General features: G+C 70.0%; 12 protein-coding genes. 2 read left to right on the top strand and 10 right to left on the bottom strand.

Annotated features, from left to right (window positions below; all coding sequences use genetic code 11):
* Positions 1-81: 81 nt before the first annotated feature.
* Complete coding sequence (locus NF4_RS13535) at positions 82-1,626, top strand: polyamine aminopropyltransferase (protein WP_063127807.1); 1,545 nt, start codon at positions 82-84, stop codon at positions 1,624-1,626.
* Positions 1,627-1,630: 4 nt separating this feature from the next.
* Here NF4_RS13535 and NF4_RS13530 read toward each other — a convergent pair whose 3' ends face one another.
* The 8 genes from NF4_RS13530 to NF4_RS13495 form a co-directional block, all read right to left on the bottom strand.
* Positions 1,631-2,791, bottom strand: a complete 1,161-nt coding sequence (locus NF4_RS13530) for an FAD-dependent monooxygenase (protein ID WP_063127703.1) — start codon at positions 2,789-2,791, stop codon at positions 1,631-1,633.
* 211 nt (positions 2,792-3,002) lie between these two features.
* Positions 3,003-5,000 (bottom strand): serine/threonine-protein kinase, encoded by a 1,998-nt coding sequence (locus NF4_RS39255; RefSeq protein ID WP_232330449.1) that lies wholly within the window; start codon positions 4,998-5,000, stop codon positions 3,003-3,005.
* 97 nt (positions 5,001-5,097) lie between these two features.
* On the bottom strand, positions 5,098-5,358 hold the full coding sequence (locus NF4_RS13520; protein ID WP_063127701.1) for a hypothetical protein: 261 nt from the start codon (positions 5,356-5,358) through the stop codon (positions 5,098-5,100).
* Positions 5,359-5,367: 9 nt separating this feature from the next.
* Positions 5,368-6,681, bottom strand: coding sequence for a S8 family serine peptidase (locus tag NF4_RS13515; protein WP_063127700.1), 1,314 nt, complete (start codon positions 6,679-6,681; stop codon positions 5,368-5,370).
* A 73-nt stretch (positions 6,682-6,754) separates the two neighbouring features.
* On the bottom strand, positions 6,755-8,065 hold the full coding sequence (locus NF4_RS13510) for an AAA domain-containing protein (protein ID WP_063127699.1): 1,311 nt from the start codon (positions 8,063-8,065) through the stop codon (positions 6,755-6,757).
* Positions 8,062-9,540, bottom strand: a complete 1,479-nt coding sequence (locus tag NF4_RS13505) for a hypothetical protein (RefSeq protein ID WP_063127698.1) — start codon at positions 9,538-9,540, stop codon at positions 8,062-8,064. The genes NF4_RS13510 and NF4_RS13505 overlap by 4 nt, the downstream gene beginning before the upstream one ends.
* Positions 9,537-10,634, bottom strand: coding sequence for a hypothetical protein (locus tag NF4_RS13500; protein ID WP_063127697.1), 1,098 nt, complete (start codon positions 10,632-10,634; stop codon positions 9,537-9,539). Before NF4_RS13500 ends, NF4_RS13505 begins: the two co-directional genes overlap by 4 nt.
* Before the next feature lies 1 nt (position 10,635).
* Positions 10,636-11,418, bottom strand: coding sequence for a hypothetical protein (locus NF4_RS13495; RefSeq protein ID WP_063127696.1), 783 nt, complete (start codon positions 11,416-11,418; stop codon positions 10,636-10,638).
* A gap of 128 nt (positions 11,419-11,546) precedes the next feature.
* Between NF4_RS13495 and NF4_RS13490 the strand changes: the two genes are divergently transcribed.
* Entirely contained in the window at positions 11,547-12,716 is a 1,170-nt protein-coding gene (locus NF4_RS13490; RefSeq protein ID WP_063127695.1) for an acyl-CoA dehydrogenase family protein, read from the top strand.
* Between the two features lie 137 nt (positions 12,717-12,853).
* Here NF4_RS13490 and NF4_RS13485 read toward each other — a convergent pair whose 3' ends face one another.
* The gene (locus NF4_RS13485) at positions 12,854-14,110 is read right to left on the bottom strand and encodes a cation:proton antiporter (protein ID WP_063127694.1); all 1,257 of its coding nucleotides are present in this window, start codon (positions 14,108-14,110) and stop codon (positions 12,854-12,856) included.
* 11 nt (positions 14,111-14,121) lie between these two features.
* Positions 14,122-15,375: a cytochrome P450 family protein gene (locus NF4_RS13480; RefSeq protein WP_063127693.1), complete on the bottom strand. Its 1,254-nt coding sequence runs from the start codon at positions 15,373-15,375 to the stop codon at positions 14,122-14,124.
* Between the last annotated feature and the right edge of the window lie 281 nt (positions 15,376-15,656).

The raw sequence follows: 15,656 nt of genomic DNA, 5'->3' as shown, positions 1-15,656 counted from the left end.
CCGAACGAATCTCGGGCCGGCACCGTCGCGCCGGAACTTCCGCCGGTCGCCGACGCGTCCGACACCGAGTCGGTCGAACCGATGGTGGACGCGCCGCCCGTCCCCGGACGGTTCGCGCGACTGGCCCTGCTCACCACGGTTTTCGTCTGCGCCGCGTGCGGACTGGTGTACGAACTGTCCCTGGTGACGCTGGGCAGCTATCTGATCGGCGATACCGCCACCCAGGCATCGATCACGCTCAGCGTGATGGTCTGCGCGATGGGGGTCGGCGCCCTGGCCGCGAAACCGTTGCGACAGCGGGCCGCCACTGCCTTCGTGGTCGTGGAGCTGGCGCTCGCGCTGGTGGGCGGCCTGTCGGTGCTGGGCCTGTACGCCGCCTATGCCTGGCTCGACCTGTACACGGCGGCGCTGGTGGCGGCATCGTGTGTGATCGGGGCCCTGGTGGGCGCCGAGATCCCGCTGCTGATGGAGATGCTGCAGCGGATCCGCAAACAGGAGGCGGGCAGCGCGGTCGCCGACCTGTTCGCCGCCGACTATGTGGGCGCCCTTCTCGGCGGTCTGGCGTTCCCGTTCCTGCTGCTGCCGGTGTTCGGGCAGATCCGCGGCAGTCTGATCGTCGGAGTGGTGAACGCGGTGGCCGGGCTGGTACTGGTGCTCATCTGGTTCCGTGCCGACCTGTCCCACCTGGTGAAAGTGGCTCTGGGCGCGGTAACCCTGCTGGTGGCGGCGGTGCTGGTCGGCAGCTATGTCTACGCCGACCGATTCGAGGCCACCGCCCAGCAGGCGCTGTTCGCGTATCCGATCGTCTGGCAGCGGCAGACCGAATACCAGAAGATCGTGCTCACCGAATCGGTGTCGCCGTTCGGAACCCGGGATACCCGCTTGTTCCTCAACGGTGATCTCCAGTTCTCGTCGGTGGACGAGTACCGATACCACGAGGCGATGGTGCATCCGACCCTGGCCGGGCCGCGCCGGGAGGTACTGGTGATCGGCGGCGGCGACGGGCTGGCGCTGCGCGAGATCCTGGAATATCCCGATGTGGAGTCGGTGACGCTGGTCGAACTGGATCCGGCCGTGATCGAGCTCGCCCGCACCGATCCGCGGCTCACCGAACTCAACCGGAATTCTTTCGCCGATCCGCGGGTGCGGGTGGTCACGGCGGACGCGTTCTCCTGGTTGCGTACCGCCGCTGCCGACTACGACGCGGTGATCGTCGATCTGCCCGATCCGGACCAGACCTCCATCGCCAAGCTCTATTCCACCGAGTTCTACGCGATGACGGCCCGGGTGCTGGCCCCTGGCGGCACCATGGTGGTGCAGGCGGGTTCGCCGTTCTTCGCCCCGCATTCGTACTGGTGTATCGCGGCCACTGTCCGTACCTCCGGCCTGAACATCCTGCCGTACCACGTGGACGTCCCGAGTTTCGGTGACTGGGGTTTCGTCCAGGCCACCCGTGACGCCGAGCCGCGGCTCGCGCTGGACCCGCCGGCTCCGCTGCGTTCGATGGACGAACTGAGCCTGCCGGCCGCGACGATCTTCGCGCCGGATCGCCGGGACACCGGCGAGCAGCCGTCGACGCTCATGCATCCGACAATTCTCGAGCTGGCCCGCAAAGAGTGGGTGTAGCGGATCAGGCGGGCGGCGCCCAGGACAGCACCGGCCCCAGCGCACGCAGCGCGGCGGCGTCCGGGGCCAGGCGCAGTACGGCGTTGCGTACCGGCGTCACCGCCGGCAGCGCGAGTTGCAGCGCGGCGCCCATCCGATGCGACAGCCGGGCCAGCGGTTGCACCCGGGCCCGGCGGATCCGGTCGTATTCGGTGAGGGCTCCGGGGATATCGGGTGCCCGGTCGAGCACGGCCGCCAGGGTGACCGCGTCCTCGACGGCGAGGTTCGCGCCCTGGCCCAGGTTCGGGGTCATGGCGTGGGCGGCGTCGCCCAGCAACGCCGCCCGTTCCCGCACATAGGTGTCCAGTGGCGGCAGTTCGTAGATATCGTGCCGCAGTATCGCCGCCGGGTCGGCCGCTGCCAGCAGCGCCGGAATCGGGTCGTGCCAGCTGCCGAACCGGCGGCGCAGTTCGTCCAGTTCCCGGCCGGGGTCACGCTGCCCGGCCGGCAGGTTCGCGGTGCCGAACATGTAGACCCTTCCGTCCCGCAGCGGCGCGATACCGAAACGCTGCCCGCGGCCCAGGGTCTCGCCACCGGCGAGGACCGGTTCGGCCGGAGTGACAATGGTCCGCCAGGCGGTGTATCCGGCATACACCGGCCGCCGGGCGCGCGGCCACAGGGTGGCGCGGAGTGTGCTGTTGATCCCGTCGGCACCGAGTACGAGGTCGGCGTCGGTGGTCCCGGCGCTGTGCCGCACCCGCACGCCACGACCGGTGAACTCGACGGCCTCCACCGCACACCCGAACCGCAGGGGGCCGGTGCCCAGCGCGGTGCGCAGGAGGTCCGACAGCTGGTTCCGGTGGATCACCACCAGGTCTCCGTAACGGTCGCGGAGGGCGGCGATATCGGTGCGGGACAGCCAACGCCCGGCGGTATCGCGCATACCGCCCTCGGTCGCCGCCAGCGACTGTTCGCGGATCGCGGCGCCGACACCGATCACATCGAGACCACGCAGACCGTTGGGCCACAGGCTCAGTCCCGACCCGGCCGGTTCCACCCCGGAGGCCCGTTCCAGGACCTCGACTCGCCAGCCGCGCTGCCGCAACGCGATGGCGGCCGTGAGCCCCGCGACGCCGGCACCCACGATCACCGCCCGGCGTTCGGCGCCCACGGGTTCCGCGTTCATTACGACCTCCGGATTTCGAATTTCCTGCTCGCAACGATTATTGCCGGGGCGGCGGAGTCCTTTTCACGGCTGCCGAGTCGTTGTTACGCCGGTCACCCGTCCGGTTCGCTCGCGATCCGGTGTCGCGGACGCGGCGAGTGGCCACCGCCGCTTGCCGGCGGCCCCGCTCGTCGTCACGACGACTGCCTCGTTGCCCGGCCCTACACCGGGTTCAGCCGCCGGTGGCAGCAGGCGCGGAAGCGGAAGGGGAGACCGGAGCAGGAGGCGGGGCCGGGAGGTGGGCGGAGTCCGGGGCCGGGGAGATCGGCGTGGAGGTGGAGGCCGGGCCGGGGGTCGAGGTGGTGGGCGGGGTCGCGGTGGGGGCGGTGGCGGGAACGTGGCCGGAGGAAGTGGAGATCGCGCTGCCCCGGGTGCGGGGCTGCTCGGTGGTCGCGCTGCTCGCGGCGGCGCTCGTCTCGTCGCCGGTACCGGTGGTTTCCGGCGGGGTCGCCGTCGTGGTCTCGCCGGCGGAGGGAGTGGTGGTGCTGGTCCCGGGGTCGGTGGTCGTGGTGGGGGAGGTCGACGTGCCGGACGGTTCGGAGGTGGTGGTGATGGTGGTCGGAGGCGCGGCGACACTCGTGGTCGGCAGCGGAGGTTCGGGAGGCGCGGGCTGCTGCTGGTCCACCGGGTCACCCGCGGGTGTGGTGGGTGCCGGCTCCGCGACAGTGGTTCCCGGCGCGGCCGGGGGTTCGGACGGAACCACCGGCATCGAATGGGTTGCCGAAGGAGGCGGTTCTTGTCCGGGGAGCCGCGGCGCGGGGGTGGGGACGATCTCGGCTGCCCGATCACCCGGCACCGCGGTGGCCGGCACGTCCGACGGTGCCGTGGGTACCGGTGCGTCGGTGACCGTGGTGGTGTCCTCCCCGGTCAACGCCAGTGCCGACACGCTCACGACCGCCGTCACGACCGCGGCCACCGCGGCCGCGGTCCTGGCACGGGCACGGGACCGCGTAGCGGACGGGGTGCCGTGAGGCGTACCGAGGGTGAGTGGGCGGTCGGTGGATGGGGTGACGGCGGGCTTGAATGCGGCCGGTGAGAAGCCGTCGGCGGGTGGGTAGTTGCCCGGCGAGAAACCGGCGCCAGGAATTTTGTTGCTCGGCGAGAAACCGACGGGCGGGTTGTCATCCGGCGAGAGGCCGACGAGTGGGGTGGCGGCGGGCGGGAAGGGAGCGGGTGGTGTGGCAGCGGGGGAGGTGGCCGGCCCGTTGTCCAGCGGCGAGAGGGAGCCCGGTGGGTCGTCGACCGACGAAATGTCCATTCGCGAATCGACACCCGGCGAATCGCCGCCGTCCGGATTGTCGTCCGGTGGATAGTCCACCGGGGAGGTGACGGCGGCCCGCCTACCCGTTCGCGGGGCGTCGGCCGGTTCCAGCGCTTGCTGCGCCGCCGACGCCAACTCCCCGGCCGACCCGTAACGTTGGTCCGGATCCTTCGCCAGCCCGCGCGCGATGACCGCGTCGAAGGCGGGCGGGAGACCGGCGGCCGAGGGGAGCGGCGGACGTTCGGTGAGATGGGCGGTGATCTGCCGCTCCACGCTCTCGCCGGTATACGGTTTCGTGCCGGCCAGGCATTCGTAGAGGACACAGGCCAGGGAGTACACATCCGAACGCGCGTCGACCTCGTCCAGGGTGAGCCGTTCCGGCGCCATATAGGCGAGCGTGCCGATCATCGTGCCGGCGCGGGTGAGTGTGGTGTCCTGGTTGCTGCGGGCGATTCCGAAATCGATGAGATAGGCGAAACCTTCCGTGGTGATCAGGATGTTCGACGGTTTCACGTCCCGGTGCACCACCCCGCTCGAGTGTGCGGAATCGAGGGCCGCGGCGATCTGGGCGATCACGGCGACGGCCTCGGCGGCGGGCAGCGATCCCTTGTCCGCGAGTAACGCGGCCAGATTGGGGGCCTCCACCAGGCGCATCTCCAGGAACAGGCGGCCGTCGATCTCGCCGAAATCGTGGATGGGCACGATATGCGGTTCGTGCAGCCGGGCCACCAGCTGGGCTTCGCGCTGGAACCGCCGACGATAGACGGTGTCCTGCGCGAATTCCCGCGACAGCACCTTCACCGCCACCATGCGCTCGGTCCCGGTGTCGTAGGCGCGGTGTACTTCCCCCATGGCGCCCGCCCCCAGTGGATCGAGCAGTCGGTAACGACCGAACTCTGTACCTTCCACACCTTCCACGAGCTACGGATACCACATCCGGTGACCGATCACAGCACCCCGGCACCGGGGATGAGGCTGGAATCACGCTGGGACCAGGGGTTTTCGGTCAACGGCCGGGTTCGTCGCGCCCCATGGACCCGGCGTCGTCCAGCGGTTCGACGGGCGGGTCCGCGAAGACCGTGGCCGCGCTACCGGTGGCCAGCCGTGCGGCCGCGCTCGCGGCCACCCGGAGCGCGAACCGGCCGGTATCCGGGTCGACCGCGATCAAACCGTATTCGCGGTCGACCTCGTCCTCGGCCAGTCCCAGTTCCCGCAGGGCGTCGGCCAGTACCGAGCCAGGGGGCAGCGAGACGGTCAGCAGCGGCATTCCCCCAGGCTACGCGCGGGCCGCAGCTTTCTGCAGCTCCGCGAGCAGGGCTCGGGGCTCGACGATGCCGTACCCGTAGTCGTAGTCGAATCCGGCGCCCGCCCGATCACCCGCGGTGCTGCGCAACAGTTCCCGCAAGCGGGCGGGCGGTACCTCGGTCGCCGTCCACCGGGTGCGGAACGCGGCGACGACTCCGGCGAGAACCGGGCAGGCGGTGGAGGTACCGGTATCGGGTGCGTCGGCGCCGAAGGCGGTGGAACCCAGGAAGTGGGAGTAGGCGCAGAGATCGGGTTTGCGATCGGAGAGCCGGCCGGGACCCTGCGACGAATAGCCGATCCGCTGTCCGCCGGTGTCTACGCCACCGACCGAGAGCACGTTCGGATGCGAATTCGCTCCGGTGATGGGCCGCTCGGGGTAGGCACAGCGTCCGTCGGGGCAGTCGCGGCCGCAGTTCCCGGCGGCGAAGAGAATATCGGCGCCCGCCGCGTCCAGAGAGGCGACGATGACATTGAACGGGTGGCCGGGATTGTCGGAGTAGTTGCCCGGGTCGCCGACCGGGAAATCCCACTGCGGGGCGAACGAACCCCAGCTGTTGCTGATCACCAGGGCACGGCGGTCCTCGGGCTGCGCGGTCAGCACGGTACGCAGATGGGCGAACGCGGCGAGTGCGTCGGAGAGCAGACCATCCATCCGGCTACCACCGGAGCGCGTGCTCTGCAACAGCGGGATATCGAGGAAGGTGGCCTGCGGTGCGGCGATGAGCGCGTCGAAGGCGCACATGGTGCCGTGGTCGACCGGGAATTCGCCGGCGGTGCCGCGGACCCCGGCGGGATTCCAGCTCCGGGCGGCGTCGATCGCTATCGCGGCACCGGCCGCCCGCTGGACCGCCGCCGCATTGATCCCGGTGTCCAGCACGGCCACGGCCACGCCCGCACCCGTCAGTCCGGCGGCGGTGAGCTCGTCGCGGCCGAGTCGGTCGGCGACATCCGTCCAGGTGCCGACCGGACCGGTATCGCCGCAGGTGAGCACCGGTTCGATCACCGGATCCGCGAAGATGCCGGTCACGCCGGGGGCGCCCGCCACCGCGGCCCGGGCGGCCGGGTCGTCGTCGGGGATCTCACCGCGCACCACGTACGAACCGCCGGTCCCGCCCGTGGTGTCACTCACCACCGGGGCAGCGGGAACGGACACCGGGCGGTAGCCGGTGTCGACGGTGAAACCGGGGACCGCGCCGGTGATCTCGGTAGCGGATATCCCGGCCGCGGAATCTGTTGCGGCGGAGATCAGTTCAGGGGAGGGGCGGAGCTCGATGAGGACTCGCATCCCGCCATGGTGCCCCGGGAGCCGGCGGACGGCAATCGCTGCGCAACCGGGCGCGTGCGCGCCGCCGCCCCGCTCACCGGGCGCGGACCGGCGCGGCGATGCGGTGTTCGGCCAGTCTGCCCAGCACCGCCTGGTTGGCCTCCCAGCCGTCGGGGAATTTCACGGGCACTCCGAGATAGACCGGCTCCGCGGAGGGGTGCGCGTCGAGGAGTTCGCCGATTCCGGCACGGCCCACGACGATACAGGCGTGCCGGTGCCGGGACGCCAGCACGCACAACCGGCCGGCCTCCAGGTGGAACGCGCCCGCGTCGCGACGTCCGGAGAGCGGATGCAGGATGACCGTGACGTCGTATTCGCGGCCCTGCAGCCGGTTGGCGGTGTCGACGGTGACCGTCTCCGCCACCGTTCCCGCCAGTGCGTCGCGTACCGCCTGGGCCTGGTCGCGGTGCGCGGTGCCGACCGCGATACGGGTCGCGTCGATCTCGCGGCTGCCGTGTTCGGAATGTGCGACGCCGCCGCGTTCCAGCAGCCGGCAGGTGAGATCGGCGATGGCGGCCACCGCTTCTCCGTCGGTTCGCAGCGTATGCCGGGCGGGCAATTCGTAGTACGCCCAGCCGTGCGCGGCGGCTTCGTCCAGGACGTCGTCCACCGGGCCGCGCAGGCCGCGGGTGGTGAATTCGAGCCGGCGCTGTTCGGGGCGGGTTCCGGCGGCGAACGGTGCGAAGGGGTAGAACGCCGAGGACACCACCGAGGCCGCCGAGGGCGGCAGTCGCCACGACACCGGCAATGTGTGCACCGGGATGCCCGCGTTGTGGTTGAGCATCACCGCCACCGCGCTCATGGTCGGATCCCAGGACAGGCCCGCCCAGCGGTCGCCGTCGACGGTGGCGAACGGGTCCAGCTGGCCGGGGTCGCCGACGAAGAGGCCGCGTTCGAACCGGTTGGCGATCCGCAGCAACATATCCGAGCGCATCTGGTAGGCCTCGTCGACGATCGCATACGACCAGCGGCCCTCGTCCAAGGTCGCCCATTTCGCGGCGGTGCCGATCACGATCGCGCATTTCTCCAGATCGGCGGGCCGGTTGGCCACCTCGACATTGTCGCGGTCGATCCGGGCGCTGCGGCGGTAGTCGCCGGCGGACAACCGTCCGATCAGTAGGGCGGGGTCGGCGGTGGCGAGCCGATCGATGAGGTCGTCGACCTGTTCGTTGGTCTGCGCCACGATCATTCGCTGTTCGTCGTCGGCCGCGGCCAGCTGCCGGGCCGCGCGCACCACCAGGGTGGATTTACCGGCGCCCGGCGGGGAATCCACGACCAGGGCGCGATGGGCGGCATGGTCGAGGTCGGCGAGAATCCGGCCGACCACCTCGTCCGCGGTGCTCATGACCACTCCTCCGCGAATTCGAGGGTCGGTTCGGGCGGTGGGCCGCCGTGGGTCCACGGGGTCTCCTCCCGGGGTGGGAGTTTGGCGGGCGGCCCGCCGAAACCGCTGGGGGAGAAGCGGGCGAAGCCGATCGCGTCGCCCTCCTCGGGGACACTGCCGGCGGCGGGGTTCTTGCCCTGTCCCATCCCGCTGACCAGTTCCAGCTGGATCACATCTTCGGCCACCGCGACGACCTCGGCCTTCTGCGCGGGCCGGTCGATCCGGATGAGGGTTTCCCCGACGCGGGCCCGGAACGGGTCGGCGGTATGAACCCACAGATAGGGGCGCGGTACTTCGCGGGATTTCGGTTTCGCCCGCCGGTCCGGTTCGCACCCGCTGACCGTGCCCTGGAACGCTTCCCCGACGAGCCGGTATTCGATCAGGACCCGGGGGTCGTCGAAGGCGCGCTGTGCCTGGAAGGTGTCCAGTGCCTGTTCCTGTTTGAGCAGCCGCCGGGTCGCCGATACCGCCGAGTCGCGGCGGGCCTGCGGATATCCTTCCGGGATATCGGCCACGAACCAGGAGAACGCGGCGCGGTCGTCGGTCCACCGTTTGGCCACGCTCGCGCCTTCCGGCAGGACGCGCAGCAGTTCCACGGCCCGCCACATCAGCCGCCAGGTCGGTTCCAGCTGTCCGCGCAACGCCTGTTCGAGTCGTTCGGCGGCCACGACCTTGGCCCATTCGTGCTCGGCGCCGTCGTAGGCGGCGATCAGGGGCGCCAGCTCCTCGTTGTCGAAACCGGGATCGGTGGCCGGGCCGGCCGGCGGATAGGCCAGCGGGTCCTCGGCCAGGGCGGCGGCCTCCGGCCCCGTCATTCCGGCGGGTGGATCGATCCAGCCGAGCAGGGCGGCGAGATTACCGTCCTCGAGCGCGGACTGCCCGGAAGCCCAGTGGGTGGTGAGTACGGAGGTCATCGCCAGGCACACACTGGATCCCGGAAAATCGGACCGGTCACCGAACCAGGTGAGCCAGCGTCCCAGCAGCGGAAGAGATTCCGGGACGGCGTTTTCACCCTCGGTGCGATGGAACCGCACCGACCGGCCCAGCAGTCGCAGGAATTCGGCGCCACCGGGATTGGGCACCAGCAGCTGCGGTGCGTCCAGGTAGCGCAGGTAGGCCTCGCCGGTCGATTTCACCGTCAGTTCCTCGGCGTCCTCGCAGAACGACGAGATATAGGGCAGCACCCGGTCGGCGAAGTGTTCGATGAACCGCAGGCGGAGCACCCGATCTCGGGGCTGGGCCACGATCAGCACGGTCATATCGTGCGGGGACGATCCGAGCGCGACCGCCAGCGGCGCCGCGGCCTCACCGGCCAGCCGCAGCGGCACGAGCACGAGGGGACGATCCGAGAGATGGTAGTGCCGCCGGTCGGCGATCGGTTCGGCGCGACCGCTGCGTACCGCGGTCACTTTCGCCAGCGCGCTGAGCACGCTCATCGGGCGACCTCCAGGCGCAGCGCCCGCGCCCGGCGGAGCATCTCCGCGATATCGGCGTGTTCGGGACCCGGGTCCAGGGTGCCGTCGGCCAGGGCGAGCACCGTGTCGAGGTTGTCGATACCGCCGAGGTCGTCGCAAACGCCGCGGCCGAGAGTGTCCACCGAGCCCTGGGTCCGGGCCTCGGAGCGGCAGGCGAAGGCCAGTTCACAGCTGGACATGCATTCCGGGGCGTAGCGTGACGGTATCGCCGCGACGGTGCCCGCCAGCCCGTCGCCCGGTGTGAACGAGGCGCCGGGCGGCACCAGGTCGAGCAGCGTATCGATCGAGGTGAGCCGGGACAGCTGGCGTCCGATCACCGCGAGCTGTTTACGCAGATCCACCAGTGCGGCGGTCGGGCGGTTGGTGAAATCCCGGGCGCACACCAGGATCGAATTGTGCGCGACCAGTTCCGGGGACTGCCCGAGTTCGCGCAACAGCTCTCGCATGGCCAGGACGTAGACCGCCGACTGCCGGGCCGCCGAGGCCACTTGCGCGGGATCGGCCTGTCCGTCGACGACGGCGAACGATTTGATCTCCACCACGTGGAACAGTCCACCGATCTGCAGGGCCACCACATCCGGTTCCAGATAGGCGGTGGCGCCGGCGATCTCCAAGCGCAGCATCGGATGGTCGAACAGAGTGCCCTGGCCGGAGCTCAGCGCCTGGCCCAGGAGCTGTTTGGTGCGCTGGTAGCGCACCGAATTGCTCGCATTGTCGCCGACGGTCTCCAGGTCGTGGTATCCCACCTCCGGGATGGTCAGTCCGAGCTCTTCGCGCAGCAGTCGCAGCAGTTCGGCGCAGCCGTGCGCCTTAACCATGGCCTCGAAGCTGTTACCGCGGGTGATCGCGAACGGGGACTGACCGAATTTCGGCGGGAAGCCCAGTTCCTGGGCGATCACGGTTTTGTCCACCGCCGCGGCGTCCAGCAGGGCCCGGCGCGCGCAGCCCGGATTGGCGGTGAGCGCGGCGATGGTCCGGGCATTGTGCCGGGTGGCCGGGGCGTCGCCGCGCAATTCGTCGAGCCGGTTGGTCAGTGTCTTCTCGGCTAGCGTCATCTCAGGCCCCGTTCCGTCGCCGGTCGGCTACCGCGAGCCGAACGCCGAACAATTGCGCCGCGGGATCCGCCAGTTGCCGTACCGCCCGCTCCGCGGCGTCGGCCCGCTGCTGTATGTCGTCGTCTCTGTGCACCTCTAGTTCCCGTTCCGCGGCCGCCCGCACGATCTCCGGGTCGATGTTCTTCCCGTCGGTCGCGCCGGGGATGGACACCGCCAGCTGCCACAGCACGCGTTGCCCCGCGGATGTGCCTCCGTGGTCGATCATGTACCGGGCCAAGCGGATGGCTGCGGTGAGCAGGTCCACGCGCGGACTCAACGGCCCGACCATACGCTGCGCCGACGACCAGGTGCTCACTGCCAGCAGGCCGCGGGCGGGGGCCAGCAGATCGGTGGTCATGGCGGCGCAGATGTAGTAAGGGCGGGCGTAGGGCGCCGCCCGGAAGGACCGCTCCTCGTCCCGGCGCAGGCTGGTGAGCCGCGCCGGGACCAGTTCTCCGGAGAAGAACGCGTCGTGCACGGCGAGTACCAGTTTCGGGGCGGCGGGCACGGACAGCAGGGTGAGCGCGCGATGTACGTGCTCCCGGACCGGTACCGCCGCCGTGGACTGCCGGGCCGGCGCGGGTGTTTCCGGGGCGCCGAGAACCGCGGCGTCCCATTCCGTTTCGGCGGCCCGGAGTTGGGCCCGCAACCGGCGGGCCGCGGTCCGGTCGCCGGATCCGGCGGCCCGGCGCACTTGCGCGCGTAACTCGGCTATGCGCGCTTCGAGCGCCTCGGCGGTGGGCATGGGGTGAAATGTAGGGGGCAATTCCAGGGAAGTCCAGTGAACGCCAGTATTTGCCGGTATATGTCGCTGCGTGGGCGAGTTCTCCGGGATCCCTGCGACATACTTTTGGGTATGTTAGCGTGACGAATATGGTTGCGGCGGGGTCGAATTGCGCATTCGGTATCGATCAGAACTTTGTCGACGCACTGGCCGCGCGGGCGCGCGCGGCCGAGGAGTTGCGCAGGCTGCCCGACGAGACGATCGCCGACGCGGTGGCCTCGGAATTTCTCGGTGCGCTGGTGCCGAAACGGTTCGGTGGACGGGAGGAGAAGTTCCCCGCCGTACTCGACCCGATCCGCCGGATGGCACACGGATGTGTGTCCAGCGCCTGGACCCTGGGCTTCTACGCGCTGCACAACTGGCTGCTCGCGCTCTTCCCCGAAACCGCCCAGCAGGAGGGATACGGTCGCGGACCCTTCCTGTGTCCCGCGCCGCTGGCGCCCACCGGCCGGGGTATCCCCGCCGACGGTGGTGTGCTGCTGTCGGGCCGCTGGTCCTGGGCCACCGGGGTGATGAGCGGGAACTGGATCATGGTGGGCGCACTGTGCGGCCCGACCGATGATCTCTACCTCGCTCTCGCGCTGCTGCCCGCCGACGGTGTGGTGATCGAGGACGTCTGGCACACCGAGGGGATGCGGGCCACCGGGTCCAACGACGTGGTCATCGAGAATCTTCTCGTGCCCGAACACCGGCTGGTGCGGGTGCTCGACATCTACAGCGGCAACACTCCCGGCGCCCGGCTGCACGACGCCACCACCTACCGGTGGCCGCTGGTACCGGCGCTGTCGCTGGCGGCGGCCATGCCGGCCCTCGGTGCCGCCGAACGGGCCGCCGGCATATTCGCCGAACGGCTCGAGGGCCGCATCCTCTACGAGGGCGGCTCCCGCCAGCGGGACAAACCCATAGCCCAGGCGCATCTCGGGCAGGCCCGGGTCCGGTTGCGCGCGGTGCACGGTCTGCTCGCCGATACGGTGGCCGAGATCGAGGGATTGCTCGACGCCGGGACACCGGTGCCGGTACCGGTCCGGGCCGAGGCCCGGCTGGCCGCCGCGTATATCGTGCGGGAGTCCCGGGCGGTCATCGCCGACCTCCTGTCCGCCTCCGGTGCGAGTGTGCACTTCAGCGACCATCCGATGCAGCGGCTGAAACGTGATGTCGACGTATTGAGCGGGCATGTGGTCTTCGACTACGACACCGCCCGCGAACTCGCCGGGGCGACCGCGATCGGGCTGAAGGTCCCCCGCGCCGCCATGCTCTGACCGGTCCGGCGAGGTCGCTCGGCGGAGGTGGGCCGAGCCGCACCCGAAGGCTCCGGGCGGATCCGGGCGCGGGCTTCGGCGCAGCCACGAGTCCGGCTGCACGGTAGCGGACCAGAAGAAGCGGCCCACGCGAATTCTCAGGCCGGCGCCGCGGGAGTGGTCCGGCCTTCGCTCGGTGGTGTTCCGGGGAGTTCCCCGCCGATTCGGGGCGGTGGCGGCCGCCGCACGCCGAACACGGTCAGCAACGGCCCGGTCATCGCCGTGGTGACGAGGGCCATCAGCACCAGGACGGAATACAGTTGGGTGTCGATGACACCCAGTGTCAATCCGACATTGAGGATGACGAGTTCGGTGAGACCGCGCGTGTTCATCAACGCCGCCAGCGCACCCGCGGTACGGCGGTCCAGACGGCACAGCCGGGCGGCGAGATATGTTCCGCCGAGCTTGCCCGCGACGGCGGCGGCCACGATCACCACGGCCTCGACGACCGCGGCCCGGTCCAGGCCGCTCAGATCGACGCGTAGCCCCGCGACCACGAAGAATGCCGGCAGGAACAGGCTGCTCACCAGCTGGGCGCCCGGTTCGGCCCGGGGGCGTTGCGGGCGGGGGAAGATCACACCGAAGAGGAAGGCGCCGAAGATCAGGTGCAGTCCCATCCATTCGGTGACGGCGGCGGTGGTCATGGCCCCGCAGACCGCGACCAGGACCGTCGCCGTCTCACCGCGTTCGGCGGTGAGGGCGCGCGCCAGGACCGGGCGCACGACCCACCACAGCACGGCCACCAGCGGCAGGATCAGCAGCAGCCGCCAGTGATCGTCGACCTCCGGCCGGGCGGACGCGAAGACCAGGGCCAGCGCACACCACGCGAAGATATCCACCACCGCGGCGCCGGCCAGGCCGAGCTGGCCGAGGCGCGTGGTGAACAGCCCCCGGTCCTGCAGTATCCGCGCCAGGACCGGGAAGGCGGTGACCGCCAGCGCGCACCCGAGGAAGAGGGGAAACGCGAACCGGCTGCCATCGTGGTGGCGCGCGAGCGGCCCGAGTGCGAGGGCACACCCGAGGACGAACGGCGTGACGAACGCGGCGACGGCGATCCCCAGGATCGAACGGCCGCTCCCGGCCAACCGGTCGCGGTCGATCTCCAGCCCGGCCAGGAACATGAAGATCACGACGCCGATATCGGCCAGCGCGGTCAGCTGCGGCTTCACCTCCACCGGGAAGATCGCCTCCGACAGGCCGGCGCCGAGGACGGTGGGCCCGGCCAGGATGCCGGCCGCGATCTCGCCGATGACGGCGGGTTGGCCGAGCCGCCGGGCCAACCCGCCGAGCAGGCGGGCTGCCACGATGATGAGGACGAGATCGGCCAGCAGGAAGATCATGGGGTGGCTCGGCAATCCTGGCAGTGCTACATCACGGGTAGCGGGGGAGCGGGCTCGAAGACCACGGGCAACCCGGCCAGTGCCCGGTGGAACGGCCCCGGCCGCCACACCAGGTCCTGCCGGGTATCCAGGCCCAGATCGGGGATCGCGTTGAGCACGACATCGATCGCGCTGCGTACGGCGGTGCGGGCCAGTGATTGCGCCGGGCAGGCGTGCGGTCCGACACTCCAGGCGAGGTGGGAGCGGTTACCGACGAAACTGCCACCGGGGGTGTCGAGGTCGTTGCGGATCTCGGGGTCGTTGTTACAGGCCGAGAGGCTGATGACCACCGGCTGGTGGGCGGGCAGCCAGGTATCGGCGACCGGGATGGGCTGACGCGGGTAGGTCGTGCAGAAGTTGGCCATCGGCGGGTCGTTGAAGAGGACGTTGTCGATGGCGTCGTCGGTCGACAGATTGCCCCCGAAGGTGTTCCCGGGCCCGTACTGCGGCTCGGTGATCATCAGCAGCAGCGCGTTGGTGATGAGGTTGCGCTGGGCTTCGAAACCGGCCCCGTAGAAGCTCATCAGTTGCGCGAAGACCTCGACGTCGTCGAGCCCGGTGGTGTGTCGGGCGAGCCGTGAGGTGGCATCGTCGCCCGGCCGGTCGCGCTTGAGGTGGATCAGTTCCATCAGCGCGGATTTGAGGATCCCCATACCCTCCTCGGCCCGCACGGTGTCGAAGCGCGCGGCCATACCCGCCGCGATCCGCCTGCCGATATCGTCGGGGCAGCCGCAGATGTGATTGATGATCTCCAGCGCCAAGGGGAAGGCGTACTGATTCATCAGGTCGGCGGTGCCGTGCTCGCAGAAGTCGTTGATCAACGGCGTGGCGATTCGCTCGACCGTATACGGCAACGCGTTGAGGTCCACGCCGTCGATACTGTCGGCGGATGCCTGCCGATAGCGGGCGTGGACGTCACCGACGTTGTATCGGGCGGCCGGGAACCATTTCATCATCGGCAGCACCGGAGAATCCTGCGGCACCGTTTCCTGCCAGTACCGGGGGTCGGCCGGGAAGTGGTCGGGGTCGTTGAGGATACGTACGGCGATCTTGTGGTTGATCACCAGTGTGGCCGGCACTCCGGGGGCCAGATCCACCGGGACCAACGGCCCGAACTGTTCCCGCATCGCACGGTACGCACGATGGGGGTCCGTGGCGAACTCCTGGGTGTACATCGGGTAGCGCGGGCTCGGGGGTTCGGCGACCGGTCCGGGCGCGGCGGGAAACGCCCCCGTCGTCATCGGCGACTGTGACAGCGGGCTACGGCGTGGTGTGGACAAGGGTATGACTCCAGTTACGAGACTCGAACGAGATGGGATTCGGCGCGAGCTCGTCGTGCGGACTCATGCGCCCTGGCTGTTTGTTCCCCCACAAATTTCACTGACTACAGCACGGGCAAACGTGTCGCACGGCTACGGCAGTTTTCGGTGAGGTCGAGTCGTTCGCCATCCCGTTCATGCACCGGTCGATCGGTGGGCGGGTATCGCTGTTCGGGACAATTCGCCATGGTGGCAGGGCCGGG

Source organism: Nocardia fusca NBRC 14340 (assembly GCF_001618425.1).
Taxonomy (GTDB): domain Bacteria; phylum Actinomycetota; class Actinomycetes; order Mycobacteriales; family Mycobacteriaceae; genus Nocardia; species Nocardia fusca.
Note: the sequence above shows the minus strand (reverse complement) of the source record. Positions and strands in the feature narration are given on the sequence as shown.

What these genes read in the sequence shown, in the direction of transcription:
- NF4_RS13520 (WP_063127701.1), bottom strand. Translation starts at nt 5,358, where the DNA reads ATGCCGCTGCTGACCGTCTCGCTGCCCCCTGGCTCGGTACTGGCCGAC.
- NF4_RS13530 (WP_063127703.1), bottom strand. Translation starts at nt 2,791, where the DNA reads ATGAACGCGGAACCCGTGGGCGCCGAACGCCGGGCGGTGATCGTGGGT.
- NF4_RS13480 (WP_063127693.1), bottom strand. Translation starts at nt 15,375, where the DNA reads ATGACGACGGGGGCGTTTCCCGCCGCGCCCGGACCGGTCGCCGAACCC.
- NF4_RS13535 (WP_063127807.1), top strand. Translation starts at nt 82, where the DNA reads ATGGTGGACGCGCCGCCCGTCCCCGGACGGTTCGCGCGACTGGCCCTG.
- NF4_RS13505 (WP_063127698.1), bottom strand. Translation starts at nt 9,540, where the DNA reads ATGAGCGTGCTCAGCGCGCTGGCGAAAGTGACCGCGGTACGCAGCGGT.
- NF4_RS13510 (WP_063127699.1), bottom strand. Translation starts at nt 8,065, where the DNA reads ATGAGCACCGCGGACGAGGTGGTCGGCCGGATTCTCGCCGACCTCGAC.
- NF4_RS13495 (WP_063127696.1), bottom strand. Translation starts at nt 11,418, where the DNA reads ATGCCCACCGCCGAGGCGCTCGAAGCGCGCATAGCCGAGTTACGCGCG.
- NF4_RS13490 (WP_063127695.1), top strand. Translation starts at nt 11,547, where the DNA reads ATGGTTGCGGCGGGGTCGAATTGCGCATTCGGTATCGATCAGAACTTT.
- NF4_RS13500 (WP_063127697.1), bottom strand. Translation starts at nt 10,634, where the DNA reads ATGACGCTAGCCGAGAAGACACTGACCAACCGGCTCGACGAATTGCGC.
- NF4_RS13515 (WP_063127700.1), bottom strand. Translation starts at nt 6,681, where the DNA reads ATGCGAGTCCTCATCGAGCTCCGCCCCTCCCCTGAACTGATCTCCGCC.